The organism is Bradyrhizobium sp. U531, assembly GCF_051710265.1.
In the GTDB taxonomy this organism is placed as follows: Bacteria; Pseudomonadota; Alphaproteobacteria; order Rhizobiales; family Xanthobacteraceae; genus Bradyrhizobium.
On sequence record NZ_JASVEN010000001.1, the window covers coordinates 831,841 to 852,488 of the forward strand.

Annotated in this window: 18 protein-coding genes and 1 pseudogene; 15 read left to right on the plus strand and 4 right to left on the minus strand. The window is 65.4% G+C overall.

Translation table 11 applies throughout. The features are described 5' to 3' along the window. Positions 1-130: 130 nt before the first annotated feature. The 11 genes from QRQ56_RS04220 to QRQ56_RS04270 all read left to right on the plus strand — a co-directional run bounded on the left by QRQ56_RS04220 (position 131) and on the right by QRQ56_RS04270 (position 12,257). On the plus strand, positions 131-2,416 hold the full coding sequence (locus QRQ56_RS04220) for a RelA/SpoT family protein (RefSeq protein ID WP_438737782.1): 2,286 nt from the start codon (positions 131-133) through the stop codon (positions 2,414-2,416). A gap of 113 nt (positions 2,417-2,529) precedes the next feature. Next, positions 2,530-3,282, plus strand: coding sequence for a pyridoxine 5'-phosphate synthase (locus tag QRQ56_RS04225; RefSeq protein ID WP_438737784.1), 753 nt, complete (start codon positions 2,530-2,532; stop codon positions 3,280-3,282). Continuing rightward, complete coding sequence (gene acpS, locus QRQ56_RS04230; RefSeq protein WP_438737786.1) at positions 3,279-3,698, plus strand: holo-ACP synthase; 420 nt, start codon at positions 3,279-3,281, stop codon at positions 3,696-3,698. The genes QRQ56_RS04225 and acpS overlap by 4 nt, the downstream gene beginning before the upstream one ends. Positions 3,699-3,947: 249 nt before the next feature. Then, a complete protein-coding gene (lepB, locus tag QRQ56_RS04235) occupies positions 3,948-4,712 on the plus strand; it encodes a signal peptidase I (RefSeq protein ID WP_438737788.1) in 765 nt (254 codons plus the stop codon). Then, positions 4,709-5,524: a ribonuclease III gene (gene rnc / locus QRQ56_RS04240; protein WP_438737790.1), complete on the plus strand. Its 816-nt coding sequence runs from the start codon at positions 4,709-4,711 to the stop codon at positions 5,522-5,524. The genes lepB and rnc overlap by 4 nt, the downstream gene beginning before the upstream one ends. Beyond that, positions 5,514-6,440, plus strand: a complete 927-nt coding sequence (gene era, locus QRQ56_RS04245; protein WP_438737792.1) for a GTPase Era — start codon at positions 5,514-5,516, stop codon at positions 6,438-6,440. Before rnc ends, era begins: the two co-directional genes overlap by 11 nt. 21 nt (positions 6,441-6,461) lie before the next feature. Continuing rightward, the gene (locus QRQ56_RS04250; protein ID WP_438737794.1) at positions 6,462-6,842 is read left to right on the plus strand and encodes a hypothetical protein; all 381 of its coding nucleotides are present in this window, start codon (positions 6,462-6,464) and stop codon (positions 6,840-6,842) included. Between the two features lie 132 nt (positions 6,843-6,974). After that, positions 6,975-7,727, plus strand: coding sequence for a DNA repair protein RecO (gene recO / locus QRQ56_RS04255; protein WP_438737796.1), 753 nt, complete (start codon positions 6,975-6,977; stop codon positions 7,725-7,727). Between the two features lie 114 nt (positions 7,728-7,841). After that, complete coding sequence (locus tag QRQ56_RS04260; protein WP_438737797.1) at positions 7,842-8,117, plus strand: hypothetical protein; 276 nt, start codon at positions 7,842-7,844, stop codon at positions 8,115-8,117. Between the two features lie 60 nt (positions 8,118-8,177). Beyond that, positions 8,178-10,436, plus strand: coding sequence for a DNA topoisomerase IV subunit A (gene parC, locus QRQ56_RS04265; protein ID WP_438737799.1), 2,259 nt, complete (start codon positions 8,178-8,180; stop codon positions 10,434-10,436). Positions 10,437-10,712: 276 nt separating this feature from the next. Next, positions 10,713-12,257, plus strand: coding sequence for a GMC family oxidoreductase (locus QRQ56_RS04270; protein ID WP_438740062.1), 1,545 nt, complete (start codon positions 10,713-10,715; stop codon positions 12,255-12,257). A gap of 583 nt (positions 12,258-12,840) precedes the next feature. On the opposite strand, the gene QRQ56_RS04275 is transcribed toward QRQ56_RS04270, so the two are convergent. Beyond that, positions 12,841-13,182 (minus strand): hypothetical protein, encoded by a 342-nt coding sequence (locus QRQ56_RS04275; protein WP_438737801.1) that lies wholly within the window; start codon positions 13,180-13,182, stop codon positions 12,841-12,843. Between the two features lie 105 nt (positions 13,183-13,287). Here QRQ56_RS04275 and QRQ56_RS04280 point away from each other — a divergent pair. After that, positions 13,288-15,108, plus strand: a pseudogene (locus QRQ56_RS04280) (caspase family protein). Between the two features lie 80 nt (positions 15,109-15,188). On the opposite strand, the gene chrA reads toward QRQ56_RS04280, so the two are convergent. Together chrA and QRQ56_RS04290 are read right to left on the minus strand one after the other, a co-directional pair. Beyond that, complete coding sequence (gene chrA, locus QRQ56_RS04285) at positions 15,189-16,574, minus strand: chromate efflux transporter (protein ID WP_438737802.1); 1,386 nt, start codon at positions 16,572-16,574, stop codon at positions 15,189-15,191. Continuing rightward, on the minus strand, positions 16,574-17,392 hold the full coding sequence (locus tag QRQ56_RS04290; protein ID WP_438737804.1) for a chromate resistance protein ChrB domain-containing protein: 819 nt from the start codon (positions 17,390-17,392) through the stop codon (positions 16,574-16,576). Before QRQ56_RS04290 ends, chrA begins: the two co-directional genes overlap by 1 nt. Positions 17,393-17,589: 197 nt before the next feature. On the opposite strand from QRQ56_RS04290, the gene dmeF reads away from it, so the two are divergent. From dmeF to QRQ56_RS04305, 3 genes are all read left to right on the plus strand, one after another. Further along, positions 17,590-18,570, plus strand: a complete 981-nt coding sequence (dmeF, locus tag QRQ56_RS04295; RefSeq protein WP_438737806.1) for a CDF family Co(II)/Ni(II) efflux transporter DmeF — start codon at positions 17,590-17,592, stop codon at positions 18,568-18,570. Positions 18,571-18,642: 72 nt separating this feature from the next. Further along, positions 18,643-19,473 carry an N-acyl homoserine lactonase family protein gene (locus tag QRQ56_RS04300; protein WP_438737807.1) on the plus strand — a complete coding sequence of 277 codons (831 nt, stop codon included), beginning with the start codon at positions 18,643-18,645 and terminating at the stop codon, positions 19,471-19,473. Positions 19,474-19,551: 78 nt separating this feature from the next. After that, on the plus strand, positions 19,552-20,430 hold the full coding sequence (locus tag QRQ56_RS04305; protein ID WP_438737809.1) for a DMT family transporter: 879 nt from the start codon (positions 19,552-19,554) through the stop codon (positions 20,428-20,430). Here the strand turns inward: QRQ56_RS04305 and QRQ56_RS04310 are convergent. Then, positions 20,427-20,618, minus strand: a complete 192-nt coding sequence (locus QRQ56_RS04310; RefSeq protein WP_438737811.1) for a hypothetical protein — start codon at positions 20,616-20,618, stop codon at positions 20,427-20,429. The two genes, QRQ56_RS04305 and QRQ56_RS04310, sit on opposite strands and share 4 nt — an antisense overlap. Positions 20,619-20,648 lie beyond the last annotated feature (30 nt).

Consider the following 20,648-nt stretch of genomic DNA (forward strand, 5'->3'; position numbering starts at 1 on the left):
TGACCTTTTCGTGGTTACCTGAGTGGTCGATTGGCGAGGAGTCCTGTCACCGAATTGATCGGACACCAGCGCGATCGGCGCTAAGATGTATGCAACGAGCTGCTCCAGGCTCGTTTGAAGGCAGGACGGCATGGTATATCGGCGCCGCAGATCCACGCAGATGCAGGCCGCAACCGAATCGGTTGCCGTGGCCCCGACTGCGCCGGTCGCGCGCCCGGCCAAGCCCCGCGCGCGGATGATGCGTCAATATGACCTCGTCGAGCGCGTCCGGTCCTACAATCCCAACACCAACGAAGACCTGCTGAACCGCGCCTATGTCTACGCCATGAAGGCGCATGGCTCGCAGACCCGCGCCTCGGGCGATCCGTATTTCTCGCACCCGCTCGAAGTGGCGGCGATTCTCACCGACCTGAAGCTCGACGACGCCACCATCGTGGCCGCGCTGCTGCACGACACGATCGAGGATACCGAAGCGACGCGGGCCGAGATCGACCAGATCTTCGGGCCGGAGATCGGCGCGCTGGTCGAGGGCCTGACCAAGCTGAAGCGGCTCGAGCTGGTGTCGCGGGAGGCCAAGCAGGCCGAGAATCTGCGCAAATTGTTGCTGGCCATTGCCGACGATGTCCGTGTGCTCCTGGTCAAGCTCGCCGACCGCCTGCACAACATGCGCACGCTGGACTTTGTGCCGACGGATTCGCGCCGGCGAATCGCCGAGGAGACGCTCGACATCTATGCGCCGCTCGCCGGGCGCATGGGCATGCAGGAAATGCGCGAGGAGCTGGAGGATCTGTCCTTCCGCACCCTCGATCCCGAAGCCTATTCGGTGGTGATGCAGCGTCTCGACGCGCTCGCCGAACGCAATCGCAATCTGATCGGCGAGATCGAGGACCAGCTCTCCAACAATCTGCGCCACCGCGGCCTGGGCGCGCGGGTCTACGGCCGCCGCAAGAAGCCGTTCTCGATCTGGACGAAGATGGAGCGCAAGTCGGTCGGCTTCGAGCAATTGTCCGACATCTTCGGCTTCCGTCTCGTCGTCAACGACATCGAGGCCTGCTATCGCGCGCTCGGCATCGTCCACACTACCTGGCCGGTCGTGCCGGGGCGGTTCAAGGATTACATCTCGACGCCGAAGCAGAACGATTATCGTTCGATCCACACCACGGTCATCGGCCCCGGCAACCAGCGCGTCGAGCTGCAGATCCGCACCGAGGCAATGGACCAGATCGCCGAACGCGGCATCGCCGCGCACGTCTTCTACAAGGAAGGCGTGGGCTCGCCGACCGAATTCCTCAAGCGCGAATCCAACGCGTTCGCTTGGCTGCGTCACACTATCGGCATCCTCTCCGAGAGCGCCAACCCCGAGGAATTCCTCGAGCACACCAAGCTCGAGCTGTTCCACGACCAGGTGTTCTGCTTCACCCCGAAGGGCAAGCTGATCGCGCTGCCGCGCCATGCCAACGTGATCGACTTCGCCTATGCCGTGCATACCGACGTCGGCAACAGCGCCGTGGGGTGCAAGATCAACGGCCAGTTCGCGCCGTTGTCTTCCGAGCTGCAGAACGGCGACGAGGTCGAGGTGCTGACCTCCGAAGCGCAATCGGCGCCGCCTTCGGCCTGGGAGACGCTGGCGGTCACGGGCAAGGCGCGTGCCGCCATCCGCCGCGCCACGCGGACCGCGGTGCGCGATCAATATGCCGGTCTCGGCCGCCGCATCGTCGAGCGCCTGTTCGAACGCGCCAAGATCGAATATGCCGACGACAAGCTCAAGGGCGCGCTTCCGCGGCTCGCGCGCACCTCGATCGAGGACGTGATGGCGGCTGTCGGGCGCGGCGAGATCAAGGCCTCCCACGTCGCGCGCGCGATGTATCCCGACTACAAGGAAGAGCGTATCGCGCGCTATGGCGTGAAGAAGGGGCTCGCCGCCAAGCTCAAGGAGAAATCCTCGGAGCCGCCGCGCAGCCCGGTCGCCATCCCGATCCGCGGCATCAATTCCGACCTGCCGATCAAGTTCGCGCCGAACGGCGGCGCGGTGCCGGGAGACCGCATCGTCGGCATCGTCACGCCGGGCGAGGGCATCACGATCTACCCGATCCAGGCGCCAGCGCTGAAGGATTTCGAGGAAGAGCCGGAGCGCTGGCTCGACGTTCGCTGGGACATCGAGGACTCCGCGCCGCAGCGTTTCCCGGCGCGCATCAAGGTCGAGAACGTCAACGAGCCCGGTGCGCTGGCGCAGATCGCGACCGTGATCGCCGAGCACGACGGCAACATCGACAATATCAGCATGCAGCGCCGCTCGCCCGACTTCACCGAGACGACGATCGATCTCGAGGTCTACGATCTGAAGCATCTGAGCGCGATCCTGGCCCAGCTGCGCGCCAAGGCCGTCGTCGCCAAAGTCGAGCGTGTTAATGGATGAACTCCGTCGTTGCCGGGCTTGACCCGGCAACCCATCTCTTCGAAGAGGATGGATGCGCGGGTCGAGCCCTCCGCATGACAAGTCGAGAAATGTCACCTTCGCGAGTCCTGAGAATGCCTGCTGCTCCGCTCCGCCTCGGCGTCAACATCGACCACGTCGCAACCGTGCGTAACGCGCGCGGCGGCCGCCATCCCGATCCGGTGCGCGCCGCGCTGCTGGCGATCGAGGCCGGCGCCGACGGCATCACCGCCCATTTGCGCGAGGATCGCCGGCACATCCGCGACGAGGACATGGCGCGGCTGAAGGCCGAAATTTCCAAGCCGCTCAATTTCGAAATGGCGGCGACCGACGACATGATGCGGATCTCGCTGGCCACCAGGCCGCACGCCGTCTGCCTGGTGCCCGAACGCCGCCAGGAAGTGACCACGGAAGGCGGGCTGGATGTGGTCGGCCAGCACAACGCGCTCGCGCCCTATATCGCGCGGCTGAACGATGCCGGCATCCGCGTCTCGCTGTTCATCGCGGCCGATCCCGCCCAGATCGAGATGGCGGCGCGGCTGCGCGCGCCCGTGATCGAGATCCACACCGGCGCCTGGTGCGATGCCGTCACCGACGGCCACACCGAGAAGGCCGAGGCCGAATGGCAGCGGATCGTGGCGGGGGTGAAGCTGGCCAGGACCGCCGGGCTCGAGGTCCACGCCGGCCACGGGCTGGACTATGTGACTGCGGAGACGATCGCAGCGCTGCCTGAGATCATGGAGCTGAACATCGGCTACTACATGATCGGCGAAGCGCTGTTCGTCGGTCTGGCCGAGACCGTGCGCAGCATGCGCGCGGCGATGGACCGCGGCCGGAGCCGGGCATGATCATCGGCATCGGCTCGGACCTGATCGACATCACCCGCGTCGCCAAGGTGATCGAACGCCACGGCGAGCGCTTCCTCGACCGCATCTTCACCGCGGCCGAGCGGGCCAAGGCGGAGCGCCGCGCCAAGAACGAGAAGATGGTGGTCGCGACCTACGCCAAGCGCTTCGCCGCCAAGGAGGCCTGCTCCAAGGCGCTCGGCACCGGCATCAGGCGGGGGGTGTGGTGGCGCGACATGGGCGTGGTCAATTTGCCGGGCGGGCGGCCGACCATGCAACTGACCGGCGGGGCCCTGGCCCGGCTTCAAGCCCTGACGCCTGAGGGGTTCGAGCCCCGGATCGACCTGTCGATCACCGACGACTGGCCGCTGGCCCAGGCCTTCGTCATCATTTCAGCCGTCCCCAAGGCCCAGCCCTGATCCAATCCGGGGGCTCGTTATAATTCGCGTTAAAAATCAATATCTTACGCAGTTTTGATGCGATCCTTGATTGCGTGGCCTCCGACAACCGTCTAAAAGTCCGCAGACCGCAAATCAGCTTGGGTAAATTCGGCTTTACGCCGGAATTGGCCCTCACTATCAGAATCAGGACAATCTCCTTGCGTCGCGAACCGGGGCCGTTCGCGGGAGGAGGGCGCTCTGTGATCGCCGGCCGGAATTGAGAGAGCAATGAGCGTGACTTCGGGAACGAAAACTGAGAGCGGCGTCGGCGAAACGATCCGGGTCGTGATCCACGCTCTCCTGATCGCGCTGGTGATCCGCACCTTCCTGTTCCAGCCCTTCAACATCCCATCCGGCTCGATGAAGGCGACGCTGCTGGTCGGCGACTATCTCTTCGTCTCGAAATATTCCTACGGCTATAGCCACTATTCGATTCCGTTCTCACCGCCGCTGTTCTCCGGGCGGATCTGGGGCTCGGACCCGCAACGCGGCGACATCGTGGTGTTTCGCCTGCCGAAGGATGATTCCACCGACTACATCAAGCGCGTGATCGGCCTTCCCGGCGACCGCATCCAGATGCGGGACGGGCTGCTCTACATCAACGACACGCCGGTCGAGCGGCAGCGGATGAGCGAATATGTCGGCGAGGAGCCGTGCGGCTCGGAAGGCGGCGGCATCTCCCGGGTGAAGCGCTGGAAGGAAACGCTGCCGAACGGCGTGTCCTACGAGACGCTCGATTGCGCCGACAACGGCTACGTCGACAACACCAACGTCTACACGGTGCCGGCTGGCCATTTCTTCATGATGGGCGACAACCGCGACAACTCGACCGACAGCCGCTTCCTCGGCCAGGTCGGCTACGTGCCGCAGGAGAACCTGATCGGCCGCGCCCAGATGATCTTCTTCTCCATCGCCGAAGGCGAGCATGCCTGGATGTTCTGGCGCTGGCCGTGGGCTGTGCGCTGGAATCGCTTCTTCAAAATCGTCCGATGAAAGACGAAGCCAAGGACATCGCAATTCAACCGATCGAGGCGCAAGCCGCTCCCGAGAGCGAAGCTGCACCGAAGACGGCTGCAAAGAAAAAGCGGGTCCGCAAGGCCAAGGCGACGGACGCGAATGCGGCGCTCGAGGCGCGCATCGGCCACAGCTTCGCTGACCCGAACATGCTGATGCAGGCGATCACGCATGTCTCGGCGCTGAAGTCCGGGCGCAAGCGCGGCGACAGCTACCAGCGCCTTGAATTCCTCGGCGACCACGTGCTCGGGCTCGTCGTCTCCGACATGCTCTATCACGCCTTCCCGAACGCCGATGAGGGCGAGCTCTCCAAGCGTCTTGCCGAGCTCGTGCGCAAGGAAAGCTGCGCCGACGTCGCCAAGTCGCTCGGACTGCTCGACGACATCAAGCTCGGCTCGGTCGGCTCCAGCGCCGATGCCCGCTTGCGCAAATCCATTCTCGGCGACATCTGCGAGGCCGTGATCGGCGCCGTCTTCCTCGACGGCGGCTACGCGGCGGCATCCGAGTTCGTCAAGCGCAACTGGACCGAGCGCATGCACAAGCCGCGTCGTCCCTTGCGCGATCCCAAGACGGTGCTGCAGGAATGGGCGCAAGGGAAGGGGCTGCCGACGCCGGTTTATCGCGAGGTCGAGCGCACCGGTCCGCATCATGATCCACAATTCCGCGTCGCGGTGGACCTGCCGGGGCTCGCGCCGGCCGAGGGCATCGGCGGCAGCAAGCGCGCGGCGGAGAAAGTAGCAGCTTCGGTGATGATCGAGCGTGAAGGCGTTGGCGGCGGCAATGACGGCTGAAACGAGCGGCGAGACGCCGACTGCGACGCGCTGCGGTTTCGTTGCGCTGATCGGCGCGCCCAATGTCGGCAAGTCGACGCTGGTCAATGCGCTGGTCGGGGCCAAGGTCACGATCGTCTCGCGCAAGGTGCAGACCACGCGCGCGCTGATCCGCGGCATCGTGATCGAGAACAATTCGCAGATCATCCTGGTCGACACGCCCGGCATCTTCCTGCCGAAGCGGCGGCTCGACCGCGCCATGGTCTCGACCGCGTGGAGCGGGGCGCATGACGCCGATCTCGTCTGCGTCTTGCTCGACGCCAAGACCGGCATCGACGAGGAGGCCGAGGCGATCCTGACCAAGGCCGCCAGCGTCAACCACGACAAGATCCTCGTCATCAACAAGGTCGACCTCGTCCAGCGCGAGAAGCTGCTGGCGCTGGCGCAGGCCGCCAACGAGCGGATGAAGTTCGCGCGGACCTTCATGATCGCCGCGATCTCGGGCGACGGCGTCGACGACATCCGCAAGACGCTCGCCGAGATGGTGCCGCCGGGCCCGTATCTCTATCCCGAGGACCAGATGTCGGACGCGCCGATGCGACAGCTGGCGGCCGAGATCACGCGCGAAAAGATCTATCAGAAGCTGCACCAGGAATTGCCCTACCAATCCACGGTCGAGACGGACAAGTGGGAGGAGCGCAAGGACAAGTCGGTGCGCATCGAGCAGACGATCTTCGTCGAGCGCGAAAGCCAGCGCAAGATCGTGCTCGGCAAGGGCGGCGCCACCATCAAGTCGATCGGCGCGGATTCGCGCAAGGAGCTGATGCAGATTCTGGATGTGCCGGTGCATCTGTTCCTGTTCGTCAAGGTGCGCGAGAACTGGGGCGACGATCCCGATCGCTATCGCGAGATGGGCCTGGACTTCCCCAAGGAATAACCAAGACAAGATCGGCTTCCGATGAACGTGCCCAGCAACGTCCGGCGCTTCGAAGCGCTGCTCTATGCATCGTTGATGCTGGACGCCGTGTCCGTTGCGGTCCAGGACCGCACGCCCAATGCCGAGATGACCGAGCAGGTGATCATGTCGGGCGCCTTGCTCGCCGGCGGCATGATCCTGCTGCTGGTCTATTTCGTCTGGCTTGCCGCACGTCATCGCAAGAGCTGGCCGCGCTGGGTGCTGGCGGCGGCGCTCGTGCTGTCGGTGATCTCGCTCGGCCAGATCATCGGCGAGAAGGGCATGGAGCTCGACAGCGCCATCGAGATCGTCTCCTGCGCGCTGACCACGATGGGGCTGTATTTCTCCTTCAGCGGCGACGCGCAAGGCTGGTTCAACGCGTGAGGTTTTGCGCGGTGCCGTAGGGCGGATTAGCGAAGCGTAATCCGCCATTTGATGTGCACGGGCGATCGGCGGATTACGCCTTCGGCTAATCCGCCCTACGATTGACCGTCGGAATCCGCTACACTTCACCCCATGGAATGGACCGACGAAGGCATCGTGCTGGGAGTGCGGCGGCATGGCGAATCCAGCGCCATCGTCGAGCTGCTGACGCGGGCGCATGGCCGGCATCTCGGCCTCGTGCGCGGCGGCGCCAGCTCGCGGCTGCGGCCGCTGCTGCAGCCGGGGAACAGCGTCAGCGCGGTATGGCGGGCGCGGCTCGACGAGCATCTCGGCACCTATGCGATCGAAGGCCTGAAGCTGCGCGCGGCGACGCTGCTGGGATCCTCGCACGGCGTCTACGGCATCACCCATCTCGCCTCCATCGCCCGGCTGCTGCCGGAGCGCGATCCGCATGAGGAGATATTCTCGCTGCTCGCGCATTCGCTCGACGATTTCGACGATATCGGCGGCGCGGCGGTGCACGTCATTCATTTCGAGCTGGCGATGCTCACCGAACTCGGCTTCGGGCTGGCGCTGGAGAATTGCGCGGTCACGGGCGAGACCACCGACCTGATCTACGTCTCGCCGAAATCCGGCGGCGCAGTGTCGCGCGGCGCCGGCGAGCCGTGGCGCGACCGGCTGTTGCGGCTGCCGCCGTTCCTGCGTCATGGCGAAGCCACCAACGATCTCACCGAGCAGGATCTCCAGGACGGCTTTCGGCTCACCGGCCTGTTCCTGCTGCGCCACGTGCTGGAGCCGCGCGGGCAGGCTCATTCCGACGCGCGCGCCGGCTTCATCAACGCCCTGACGAAGCAGCAAGCGAAGGCCGCGATTCCCGCGCCATGATGCCCACGCCATGAGCGAGGCGGGATTCTGCCTTGCCCCTGCACATGGGTTCCCCCGGAACGAAATCGGGCTGGTCGCGTTCGCTCCCAAGGTTCCATAGCGGGGACAGCCTAAATGTTGATCAGGGGATTTGCCTTGTCCGCGGCGCTGCTCGCATTTGCGCCTGATGCCATGGCCGGAGAGCCGCAGCCGGGCGTATTCCGGCGCGCCTCCTGTACCGTCGTGCGGTACTATGTGGCCAAATATTCCGCTGCAGCCGCAGAGACATGGGCCCGATCGAAGGGGGCGACGGAGGCTGAAATCGAAGCCGCCCGGCGTTGCCTGGCCAATGCACCGGTGCCCGCGCAGGCCAAGACCCCGACCGTGACGGCGGGTTGGGCGGGCCAGTAGCGGCCCAGCGGGAACCAATCCATCCTTGCCCGATTCCCTTCCACGGTTTAACCGGGCGGAATGGGAAAACGAATCGTTCCGCCGGAAGAACCGGCCGAAATTCATGAGGTCCGGCTGCAGGAAGCGCTGGAAGAGCGGTATCTCGCCTATGCGCTCTCCACCATCATGCACCGCGCGCTGCCGGACGCGCGCGACGGCCTGAAGCCCGTTCACCGCCGCATCCTCTATGGCATGCGCCTGCTGCGGCTCGACCCCGGCACGGCTTTCAAGAAGTCCGCCAAGATCGTCGGCGACGTGATGGGCTCGTTCCATCCGCACGGCGACCAGGCCATTTACGACGCCATGGTGCGTCTCGCGCAGGACTTCTCCTCGCGCTATCCGCTGGTCGACGGCCAGGGCAATTTCGGCAATATCGACGGCGATAACCCGGCCGCCTACCGCTACACCGAAGCGCGCATGACCGATGTCGCGCGGCTTCTGCTCGAAGGCATCGACGAGGACGGCGTCGAATTCCGCGCCAATTACGACGGCCAGTCGAAGGAGCCGGTGGTTCTTCCCGGCGGCTTCCCGAACCTGCTCGCCAACGGCGCGCAGGGCATCGCGGTCGGCATGGCCACCTCGATCCCGCCGCACAACGCCGCCGAGCTTTGCGAGGCCGCGCTGCATCTGATCGAGAAGCCCGACGCGAAGTCGAAGGCCCTGATGAAATGGGTCAAGGGCCCCGATTTTCCGACCGGCGGCATCTGCGTCGATTCCAAGCAGGCCATCGCTGAAGCCTACACGACCGGCCGCGGCTCCTTCCGCGTCCGTGCCAGGTGGGAGCAGGAAGAGGGCAACCGCGGCACCTGGGCCGTCGTCGTCACCGAGATTCCCTTCCTGGTGCAGAAGTCGCGGCTGATCGAGAAGGTCGCCGAGCTGCTCGACCAGAAGAAGCTGCCGCTGGTCGGCGACATCAGGGACGAGTCGGCCGAAGACGTCCGCATCGTGATCGAGCCGAAGTCGAAGAACGTCGATCCCGCGCTGATGATGGAATCGCTGTTCCGGCTCACCGAGCTCGAAAACAAGATTCCGCTGAACCTCAACGTGCTGATCAAGGGCCGCGTCCCCAAGGTGGTGGGGCTCGCGGAGTGCCTGCGCGAATGGCTCGACCATCTGCGCGACGTGCTGGTCCGCCGGAGCAACTACCGCAAGGCGCAGATCGAGCACCGGCTCGAAGTGCTCGGCGGCTTCCTGATCGCCTATCTGAACATCGATAAGGTGATCAAGATCATCCGCACCGAGGATGAGCCGAAGCCGGCTTTGATGAAGGAGTTCAAGCTCACCGAGGTGCAGGCCGAAGCCATCCTCAACATGCGCCTGCGCTCCCTGCGCAAGCTCGAGGAGATGGAGATCCGCACCGAGGACAAGAACCTCCGCGCCGAGCTCAAGGGCATCAACGCGGTGCTCGCCTCCGAATCCGAGCAGTGGAAGAAGGTCGGCGAGCAGGTCGGCAAGGTCCGCGACATGTTCGGGCCCAAGACGCCGCTCGGCAAGCGCCGCACCACCTTCGCCGACGCGCCCGAGCACGATCTCGCCGCGATGGAGGAAGCCCTCGTCGAGCGCGAGCCGGTGACGGTCGTGGTCTCCGACAAGGGCTGGATCCGCACCATGAAGGGCCATGTCGAGGACCTCTCGGGGCTCGCCTTCAAGCAGGACGACAAGCTCGGCTTCGCGTTCTTCGCGGAGACGACCTCCAAGCTGCTGCTGTTCGCCACCAACGGCAAGTTCTACACGCTCGATGTCGCGAAGCTGCCGGGCGGCCGCGGACATGGCGAGCCGATCCGCCTGTTCATCGACCTCGAGCAGGAGGCCGCGCCCGTTGCGCTGTTCGTCAACAAGGGCGGCCGCAAATTCCTGGTCGCCAGCCACGAGGGCCAAGGCTTCGTCGTCAACGAGGACGATTGCGTCGGCACCACCAAGAAGGGCAAGCAGGTCCTCAACGTCGACATGCCGAACGAGGCGCGCACGGTCACCGAAGTGCTCGGCGACACCGTCGCGGTCATCGGCGAGAACCGCAAGATGCTGGTCTTCCCGCTCGACCAGGTGCCGGAAATGGCGCGCGGCCGCGGCGTGCGGCTGCAGAAATACAAGGACGGTGGCCTCTCCGACATCGCCGTGTTCGAGGCCAAGGCCGGCCTGACCTGGAAGGACTCCGCGGGCCGCGAATTCTCCGCGACCATGAAGGAGCTCAGCGAGTGGCACGGCACCCGTGCCGACGCCGGTCGCCTGCCGCCGAAGGGTTTCCCGAAGTCGAACAAGTTCGGCAAGGTGATCGGGTAGGGCGGCAGGACGCGCTGCTGCCACAGCGGTGGTGTCATGCCCCGGCTTGACCGGGGCATCCAGTACGCCGCGGCCTGTCGCTTCAATCACCGCGACCTCGGAGTACTGGATCGCCCGGTCGAGCCGGGCGATGACAGCAGTGGTGCGATGCGCAGCTCTTCCACTCGTTATAGCGAGGAGCTGCGGCAGCGCCCCTCTCCAATTCGCATTCCACGGCTCGGCGTCGTCTGATACCGTCCACGACGCCGGTGGTCTGGAATGTCGAGAAATAGCGCGATGTACGATGTCATTGTTGTCGGCGGCGGCTCCGCCGGCGCCGCTGTGGCCGCAAGGCTGTCCGAGGATCCCGCGCGGCGCGTGCTGTTGCTGGAGGCGGGCCGCGACTGGCGCGCCGATGAAGCGCCCTGGGAGGTGCGGACGCCGAACCCGATCCCGATCATCCACAAGCGTGAGTACCAAGAGAAATGGCAGTGGCCGGATCTGCTGTCGCGCCGGGTGGCCGGGCAGGAGCCGCGCTTCTACTGGCGCGGCAAGGGGCTCGGCGGCTCCTCGATGATGAACGGCCAGATCGCGATCCGCGGCGTTGCCGATGCCTTCGACGAATGGGCGGCCAATGGCTGCACCGGCTGGTCGGCGAGGGACGTGATGCCGCTGTTCTCGGTGATCGAGGACGATCTCGAGTTCGGTGACGCCGGGGGCCACGGAAGCGGCGGGCCGTTGCCGGTCTATCGCGCCCCTCCGGACAAGTGGGGCCCGATCGATCGGGGCTTGCGCGATGCGGCGCTGGAATGCGGCTATCCCTGGTGCGCCGATCTCAACGGCGCCGACGGCGAGGGCGTTGCCTGCTATCCCATCAACAGCCGCGACTTGCGCCGCATCAGCACCAACGAGGCCTATCTCGAGCCGGCGCGCGGCCGCGCCAATCTGGAAATTCGCGGCGACGCGCTGGTCGATCGCGTCTTGATCAGCGACGGCCGTGCCACCGGTGTCCGCATTCATATCGAAGGGCAGGGCACTCACGAGATCAGCGCGAGGCAGATCGTGCTCTGTGCCGGCGCGATCCACAGCCCTGCGATCCTGCTGCGCTCGGGCGTCGGCCCGGCCGAGGAATTGAAGGCGATGGGAGTAAGCGTCGCGCGCGACCTGCCGGTCGGCAAGCATTACTTCGATCACCCGCTGTTTCGCACCACGGTCCAGCTCCACGAAAATCTGCGCCCCACCGATCCGGACACCCGCCACACCAATTGCTGCGTGACCTATTCCTCGGGGCTCGCCGATGGCGGCAAGCGTGACATGATCCTGATCGCGTTCAATCATCGCGGCATCGGCATGCCCGGTGCGATCGGCGCCGGCCTGTTCAACGCGTACTCCCGCGGCACCATCAAGCTGGCCTCGACCGATCCTGCGATCGACCCTGTCGTTGAGGAGAACATGCTGGCCGATCCCCGCGACATGCTGCGGATGATCGACGCGGTGAAGCGTCTCGCGGTGATCACGTCGCAGCCGGCGCTGTCCGGCATCGCCGACTGGATCCGGCTTGCCGACACCGATTTGACGCTGCCGCAGGCAGCTGCCTTGCCGGATCACGAGCTCGACGCGGTGCTGCGCCGCGAGACCGGCGACATCCAGCACGCCGCCGGCAGCTGCCGCATGACCGGCGTCGATGACGCCGATGGCGTGGTGAATCCCGATGGCACCGTGAAGGGCATCTCGGCCTTGCGCGTCGCCGACGCCTCGATCATGCCGTCCGACTGCCGCGCCAACACGCATTTCACGACGGTGGTGATCGGCGAGGCGATCGCGCGGAGGATGATGCGCTAGGGCGCGGTCGATGCGCAGGGGGCGATGATAGCAGGCGCTCGCCGCTCCCTCCGCGTCATTGCGAGCGCAGCGAAGCAATCCAGAATCCCTCCGCGGAAAGACTCTGGATTGCTTCGCTGCGCTCGCAATGACGGAGCAAAGGGCGAGGGCATCGCTCTCCAATTCGCATTTCAAATAGCGAACACGAATTCGCCTTCTCGCGGCGCGTCTCGCCCGAGTTTTGCTTCATGTGCCGCCCTCGATAAAGACAAGGGCGCAGGGAAGGCCGGGCGCCGGCGGCACCCGCAGGTCCGTGGGCGTCAAGAACGCACACGGGGTGGACCACAGGTGTGCCGGTCGCCCGGCCTTCCCTGCGCGAATGGTTTTAACGGTGTCCTTCGTGCTCTCCTCGGGGAGCGTTGCACTATTGCCCCCGTCGCCTTGCGGATGATCGATGCGCGGACCGGTCGGCCGCCGCATCACCGCATGACTTGACGCCAGAACCGCGGGCGCCGGGACCACACGACTTCTCCGTCCGCGCACGTCCTCGCTGGGACTCCGAGGGGTGGCGTGTGCTCGCCCCCGAAGCCATGCGAAGACGCTGTCAGCGCCGTGTCGTATGCACGAAAAGGCGATTGCTCACGGTCTCCCGCCCTGCAACACCCCTCGCGCCGACGCCGTCGCGTCCATCGCTACCCAGCCCGCGGTTCGTGACGATCGCGATCCGCCCCTTGTCTCGGACCGGGGTGTTTCGTTTGTGCGATAATTCCGAAATTCGGTAAAGTGGAATATTTTGCGCGAGGGGGCTTGACGGGCGAGGAGGCGGAATTGGCCGGCTGTTTTGCCCGACGGGCAATGGCTTTTCAGAAAGGACATTTTTTCGCGCGTCGAGGTCGCGGACGCACATGTCACCTTTGGCCGTTAACGGTTCCAGCAGCAGTTCCATGCCTCGCGGGTTCGATAACTCATCTAAGTGACAAAAATCACATAGTTGAAGGCTTGCCTTTCGGCACTCTGCGCCTACGCTGGATATTTATTGTTTGGGGCGACGATGGGCGTTTTTCGCTGCTGCTTTCTTTTACTCTCGTTTCTCTGGCTATCGCTCGGTTCCGCCTCTGCGGAGCGCCGGGCCGCGCTGGTCATCGGCAATTCCGCCTACAAGAGCGTGCCTCGCCTTGCCAATCCTTCGAACGATGCTGCCATCGTCGGCGGCATGTTCAAGAAGGCCGGCTTCGACATCGTCGACATCAAGCTCGATCTCAGCGTCGTCGACATGCGGAAGGCGCTGCGCGAGTTCGGCGTTAAGGCGCGCGAGGCCGATGTTGCGGTCGTCTACTATGCGGGCCACGGCATCGAGCTGGACGGCAACAATTACCTGATCCCAACCGACGCGACGCTCGAGACCGACACCGACGTGCTCGACGAAACCTTTCCGCTCGACCGGGTTCTGTTTGCCATTGAGCCCGCCAAGCAGCTGCGCCTCGTGATCCTGGACGCTTGCCGCGACAACCCGTTCGCCAAGACAATGAAGCGCACGGTTGCGGCCCGCGCCATAGGTCGCGGCCTCGCCAAGGTCGAACCGACCAGCCCGAATACCATGATCGCCTTCGCGGCCAAGGCCGGCTCGACGGCCTCTGACGGCGATGCCAGGAACAGTCCCTTTGCCGCGGCGCTTGTCGAACGCCTCCCCACGCCTGGGCTCGATCTGCGCAAGGCGTTCGGCTTCGTGCGCGACGATGTCTTGAAGAACACCGGCTACAAGCAGGAGCCTTACGTCTACGGCTCGCTCGGTGGCGATGACGTATCGCTGGTCCCAGCCAAGCCCGTCGCGGCAGGACCACAAGCGAACCCTCAGGATGCGATCCGCCGGGACTACGAGCTGGCGCTACAGGCCGGAAATCGGGATGCCTGGGAAGCCTTCCTGCAGGCCTTTCCCGACGGGTTCTACGCCGGCCTCGCCCGAGCGCAGTTGAAGAACGTCGCTGCCGAAGAGGCCCGCGCCGCAGCAGCCGACAAGGCGCGTCAGGCGGAGGAAACGAAAGCCCGTCTCGCCGCCGAGCGTGCCAACAAAGTTGAGCAGGAGAAAGCATCGGCCGCGGCCAAGGCGGCGGAGGAGAGGCGTCTTGCTGCCGAGAAGGCCAAGCAAATCGAGGAAGCCAAGGCGGCTGCAGCTGAACAGCGCAGGAAAGAGGCCGAGGCTGCCGCGGCGAAGGCCGCAGCCGACAAGCTCGCCGCATAGAAGGCACTGGCCGAAAAGATCGCAAGCGAGAAGGTCGCGGCCGATCTGGCCGCGAAGCAGGCCGCGGTCAACGCGGAGAAGATCGCAGCCGTTGCGCCAGCTTCGACCCCGTCTTCGATGACGCCGCAGGAAACGACGAAGCTGGTGCAGTCGGAGCTCCGCCGCGTCGGCTGTCTGACAGCTGCGGCCGACGGCGACTGGAATGCCGCGTCAAAGCGTTCTCTGTCGCTGTTCAACAGATACGCCGGCACCAAATTCGACGACAAGCTCGCGAGCTTCGACGCGCTCGACGCGATCAAGGCCAAGGCGGGACGAGTTTGCCCGCTGGTCTGCGACCGCGGCTTCAAGGCCGACGGCGACGCCTGCGTGAAGATCGCCTGCCGCGCCGGCTACCGGGTCAATGACGACAATGAGTGCGAGAAGCCTGCGGAGAAGAAGCCCGTCGCGACGCGCAGCGACTCCAAGATGAAGGATGTGGAGCGAAAGCAGACGGAATCAGCTCCGTCGCGTCCTCAGGCCACGGGTCAGATGGTCTGCAACAATGCAGGTTGCCGGCCGGTGAGACCTGGGTGTCGGTTGGCCTATCGCATGGCGGGAACAGTTACAGCTCAAGCCCAGGAAGAGTGCCACTGACGGAATCCGCCAAGAAGCGCTGTCGGCTGGAACATCGCTTCCCGATGACGAATCGGTGGTGGCGCCCATCGACGATAAGCCTAGATCACCCCCGCCAACCTGAACGCCACGCCTGCCGCGCAGCTTCCCGCCAACACCGTCAGCATCCCCAGCTTGAACCGGAAGATCGCGGTCGCCGCCGCGATCGCCAGCACCAGCGCCGGGAGATCGACGCTCGTCGGCACCGGCCTGTCGAAGTTCAGCGGAAACGCATGCACCGGCACCGTCTCGCGGAATAGCGTGTGCAGCGCGAACCAGATCGAGAGGTTGAGGATGACGCCGACCACGGCGGCGGTGATCGCGCTGAGCGCGCCGGCAAGGCCCTTATTGCCGCGCAGGCGTTCGATGTAGGGTGCGCCGACGAAGATCCAGAGGAAGCAGGGCGTGAAGGTGACCCAGGTCGCGAGCAGGCCGCCGAGCGTGGCCGCAAGCATAGGCGACAGTCCGCCGGGATCGCGGTAGGCCGCCATGAAGCCGACGAACTGAAGCACCATGATCAGCGGGCCGGGCGTGGTCTCGGCCATGCCGAGGCCATCCAGCATCTCGTGCGGCTTCAGCCAGTGATAATGCTCGACCGCCTGCTGGGCGACATAGGCCAGCACCGCATAGGCGCCGCCGAAGGTGACCAGCGACATTTTCGAGAAGAACAGGGCGATCTGGCTGAAGACATTGGCTTGCCCAAGCGCGAGCAACAGCACCATGACCGGCACCAGCCAGAGCGCCAGCCACATCGCGCCGACGCGGATCGCGCGCGCGGTGTTGGGTTTGACGTGGTCGGGCACGGCATCGCCGAGCATGCTGTCGATCGCGGCGGTGCCATCGCCGTGGCCGTGGCCGGCCGGGGCAAATTCGGGACGGCCGCTGCGCGCGCCGGCATAACCGATCAGACCGGCGGCGATGATGATGACCGGGAAGGGGACCGCGAAGAAGAAAATCGCGACGAAGGCTGCGGCCGCCAGCGCGATCATGATGCGGTTCTTCAGCGCGCGCTTGCCGACGCGCACCACGGCCTCGACGACGATGGCGAGCACGGCGGCCTTGAGGCCGAAGAACAGCGCCTCGACGAAGCTGACATTGCCGTAAGCCGCGTAGATGTAGCTGAGGCCCATGATGGCGATGATGCCGGGCAGGATGAACAGCCCGCCCGCCATCAGCCCGCCGGCAGTACGATGCATCAGCCAGCCAACATAGGTGGCGAGCTGCTGCGCCTCCGGTCCCGGCAGTAGCATGCAATAGTTCAGCGCATGCAGGAAACGGCCTTCGGAGATCCACTTCTTCTCCTCGACCAGGATACGGTGCATCACCGCGATCTGGCCCGCGGGCCCGCCGAAACTCAGGCAGGCGACGCGAAGCCAGACGCGGAACGCTTCCTGGAAGCTGATGCCGTGACAGGCATCAGCTCCCGCTTGAACACCACGGGTGTCCATTACGCCTTCACCTTGTTGGTCGGCCAGTTATGAGTCTCGGCCGTCGCATCGCGGCACCAGCGGTAGAAGGCATCGTAGAGCGTCATGCCGGCCTCGAGCTGTTCGAGGTCGTCGTCATACATGCGCGACAGCCCGAGCGAGGCCGCGAGCAGGCCGGGTGCCTCCGGCGCGAGGTCCGGCCGCGCGGTGTCGGCGCCGCGCACCAGCGTGGCGAGCCGGAGCAGGGCCGGGGTGGCGATGCCGAACTCCTCGATCATGACGTCGAAGGTGCAGAGCTCGCCGCGGTGGCTCCAGAACACGTTCTCGATGTCGAACGGCGCGGCGTTGAAGCGCTCGCCGACCGCGACCACCTCGGACGGTGCCACATACAGGAAAACCGCGTTGGGATCGACGAAGCGGCGGATCAGCCAGGGGCAGGCGATGCGGTCGACCTTCGGCCGCGCCCGCGTCACCCAGACGGTGCGCCCCTTGGCGTCGCGCGGCGGCAGCTTGCGGGCGTCGATCAGCGGCAGCTTTGCGTCCTTCCAGCCCTCGAAGCCGCCCTCCAGCGTCTCGGCCTGCACCCCGAGTTGCCGCAGCCAGGCCGCCGTGCCCTGCGCGAGCTTTGCACCACGCAGGCAGGCGACGATGGCGGAGCGGCCGGAAAGCTCGCCGCCCCAGTTGGAGACATTGTCGTGGCTGAGCTTGATCGAGCCGGGGATCAACCTGGGATCGGCGGCAAAATCCTCGTCCGTGCGTACGTCGATCAGAACGGGCGCGTTCGCCGTGCCGATCAGCCGGGTCAATTTATCAGATGATATGGTCGTAAACGTTGACATGATGCGTCCTCGCATAAATCAAACGGGACGCGATACTTGGGCATGTCGCCTCGTGGGGAGATCGCTCAAATCCCCATGGCGCCAATTACACCGAAACTAAGAAGCACTGTCAATCCGGGGAATGATTGGTTCTTCGAAAAGGGCGGCCCGCCGGTCTATAATGCGTCCCAACGGACATGAATCTCCTGGAGAATTCGATGCATTCTCATTCCCTCGAGCAATGGACCCGTGACCACGCCTTCCTGGGCGAGAAGCACGACGAGAACGAGCGGCGCACCTGGCTCGTCGTCGTCCTGACACTGGTCATGATGGTCGGCGAGATCGTCGCCGGCTCGCTGTTCGGCTCGATGGCGCTGCTCGCCGACGGTTGGCACATGGGCACGCACGCGGCCGCGCTCGGCATCGCCGCGTTCGCCTACCGCTTCGCGCGGCGGCATCTGGGGAATGCGCATTTCACCTTCGGCACCGGCAAGTTCGGCGATCTCGCCGCCTTCGCCAGCGCGATCATCCTCGGTCTGATCGCGGTCGAGATCGCTTATGAGAGCGTGCTGCGGCTGATCAATCCGGTGCCGATCGTCTATGGCGAGGCGATCGCGGTGGCAGCGCTCGGTCTGTGCGTCAACCTCGCCAGCGCCTGGCTGCTGCGCGACAGCCATGATCACCATCATGGACATGCGCATGGTCACGGCCATGCGCATGATGATCACGACGATGATGACCACGACCACGATCACCACGGCCATCACCACCATCATCACGACAACAATCTGCGCGCGGCCTATGTCCATGTCATGACCGATGCCGCGACCTCGGTGCTGGCGATCGCCGCGCTGGTGGTCGCGATGTCGTCGGGATGGGTCTGGGCCGATCCCGCGGTCGGCCTCATCGGCAGCGTCGTGATCGGGGCTTGGGCTTTCGGCCTCGTCAAATCATCGGGCGCGGTGCTGCTCGACGTGCGGGCCGACGAGAAGCTGGAGCGGGTGATCCGCGCGCGCATGGAGGCCGGCGATGACCGCGTCACCGATCTGCATCTGTGGCAGGTCGGCCCCGGCCATTGTGCCGTGCTGCTCTCCGTCGTGTCGGACAAGCCGAAGCCGCCGGCGGTCTACAAGCGGCGGCTCGCCGGATTGAAGGGCCTCAGCCATGTCACGGTGGAGGTCGAGACCTGTCCGCATTGAGATGACCGGAATTCTGTCGCGCGGCCGGGGTTGATCTTCGGTCGCAGCCTGCACGGCTGCAAGGGAGGACATATGATGCGCAAGGCCAAGCTCGCTCTCGCCATTGCCGCACTGGCGCTGTCAGGTGCCACGGCGTCGGCGCAATCGGACAAGAGCGGTGTCGAAAAACTCTACGTGCTCAATTGCGGGGAGGGCACCGCCGGCGACATCTCGCGCTGGACGCCGGGCCTGAACGAAGGCAAGACGATGGACTTCGTCGACACCTGCTATCTGATCAAGCACGCCAAGGGCTGGTTCCTGTGGGACACCGGGATCGCCGATTCCGTGGCCGCGATGCCGAATGGTCTCGTGCCCGCCGATCCCAAGGCCGTCACCTGGCGCCGGCCGAAGACGCTGGCCGCCCAGCTCGAGCAGCTCGGCGTCAAGCCCGACGACGTCGAGGCCATGGCGGTCTCGCACACCCATCCGGACCATACCGGCAATGTCGAGCTGTTCCCGCAGTCGATGCTCTACGTACAGAAGGCCGAATATGACTGGCCGGGCGCCAACAACACGCCACGCTTCAAGCCCTCGCACCCCGTGGAGCTGCTCACCGGCGACAAGGACGTGTTCGGCGACGGCAGCGTGACCATCCTGTCGACGCCGGGCCACACGCCCGGGCACCAGTCGCTGCTGGTGAAGCTGCCCAAGACGGGTGCTGTGGTGCTGTCGGGCGATGCCGTGCACTTCAAAGACAACTGGGACAATCGCCGCGTGCCCAGCATGAACGTCGACAAGGACCAGAGTTCGGCCTCGATGCAGAAGATCGCGGACACGCTCGCCAAGGACAAGGCGCAGCTCTGGATCAACCACGACAAGGCGCAGCGCGACAGCCAGAAGCTGGCGCCGGAGTTTTACGACTGAGCTTCACTGCTGTTGCCACAGCGGTGGCTGCAGACCTGTGCTAGCCGCCCGTGAAAGCGCCGGATCGGGAGACGACGCGTGGGGGAATGGCTCGGGGTTGCGATCGCGCTGGTCTCGAGCGGCCTCGGCGGCACCGCTGCGGCGATCACCCGCTATCTCGTCGGCGGCGCCGATCCCATCCTGCTGGCGATCCTGCGCTGGGGCATCGGCTTTCTCTGCCTGCTGCCATGCGCGCTGCTGCTTCGCGTACGCTGGCCGCAACCGCGCGACTGGCCGGCCGTGGCCGGGCTCGGCATCGCTTTCTTCGGTCTGTTCTTCATCCTCTACAATATCGCGGTGTCCTACACGACGGCGGCGCGCGCCAGTCTCGCGTTGGCGACGCTGCCGCTGCACACCATGGTGGTCGGCGCGATCCTCGGCGTCGAGCGGCTGACCGCGCGCAAGATCATCGGTGTCGGCATCGCCGTGCTCGGCGTGACCGCGGCGCTGGCCGCGGGCCTTGCGCAAAGCCCGCCGGGCGCCTGGCGCGGCGAGTTGATCATGACCGGCGCAGTGTTCTGCATGGCGTTCTACAACGTGCTGTCGCGGCCCTTGATGCAACGCTCCAGCGCACTCGGCTTTCTCACGGTCGGCATGGGCGCGGGGGCCGCGGTGCTGGTGCCGGCGGGTCTCGTGCGCGGCAGCTTCGCCGCGCTCGATCATTTCATGCCGGCGCAGTGGATCGCCGGCGTCTATCTCGGCATTGGCGGCGGTGCGCTCGCCTTCATCCTCTGGGTGATGGCGCTGGCGCGGGCAACGCCGACGCGGGTGGCCAACACGATGACGGTCAATCCGATTGCCGCCACCTTGCTCGCGGCGCTGCTGATCGGGGAGCCGATCACGCCAAACCTTCTGATCGGGCTCGTGGCGGTGTTCGCCGGCATCTGGATCGCGACCAGCGAGGCGAAGCCGGCCTAGCTTTTCGGCGCCGTGACCGGCGGCGGTGCGCCGTCGGGCGTCTTCTTCGGCTTCAGCGAGCCGGCATAGAACGACACCAGCCAGACCAGGAGGACGGCGAGCAAATAGACGCCCCAGGCCTGTGGCGGCGTGGTCGCCCAGCGCAGCAGGCCTTTGAATGTGCGGGGCGGGCGGGGCTCTTCGTTCATGGCCCGCTTGTGCGCGAAAGCGTGAGGCCG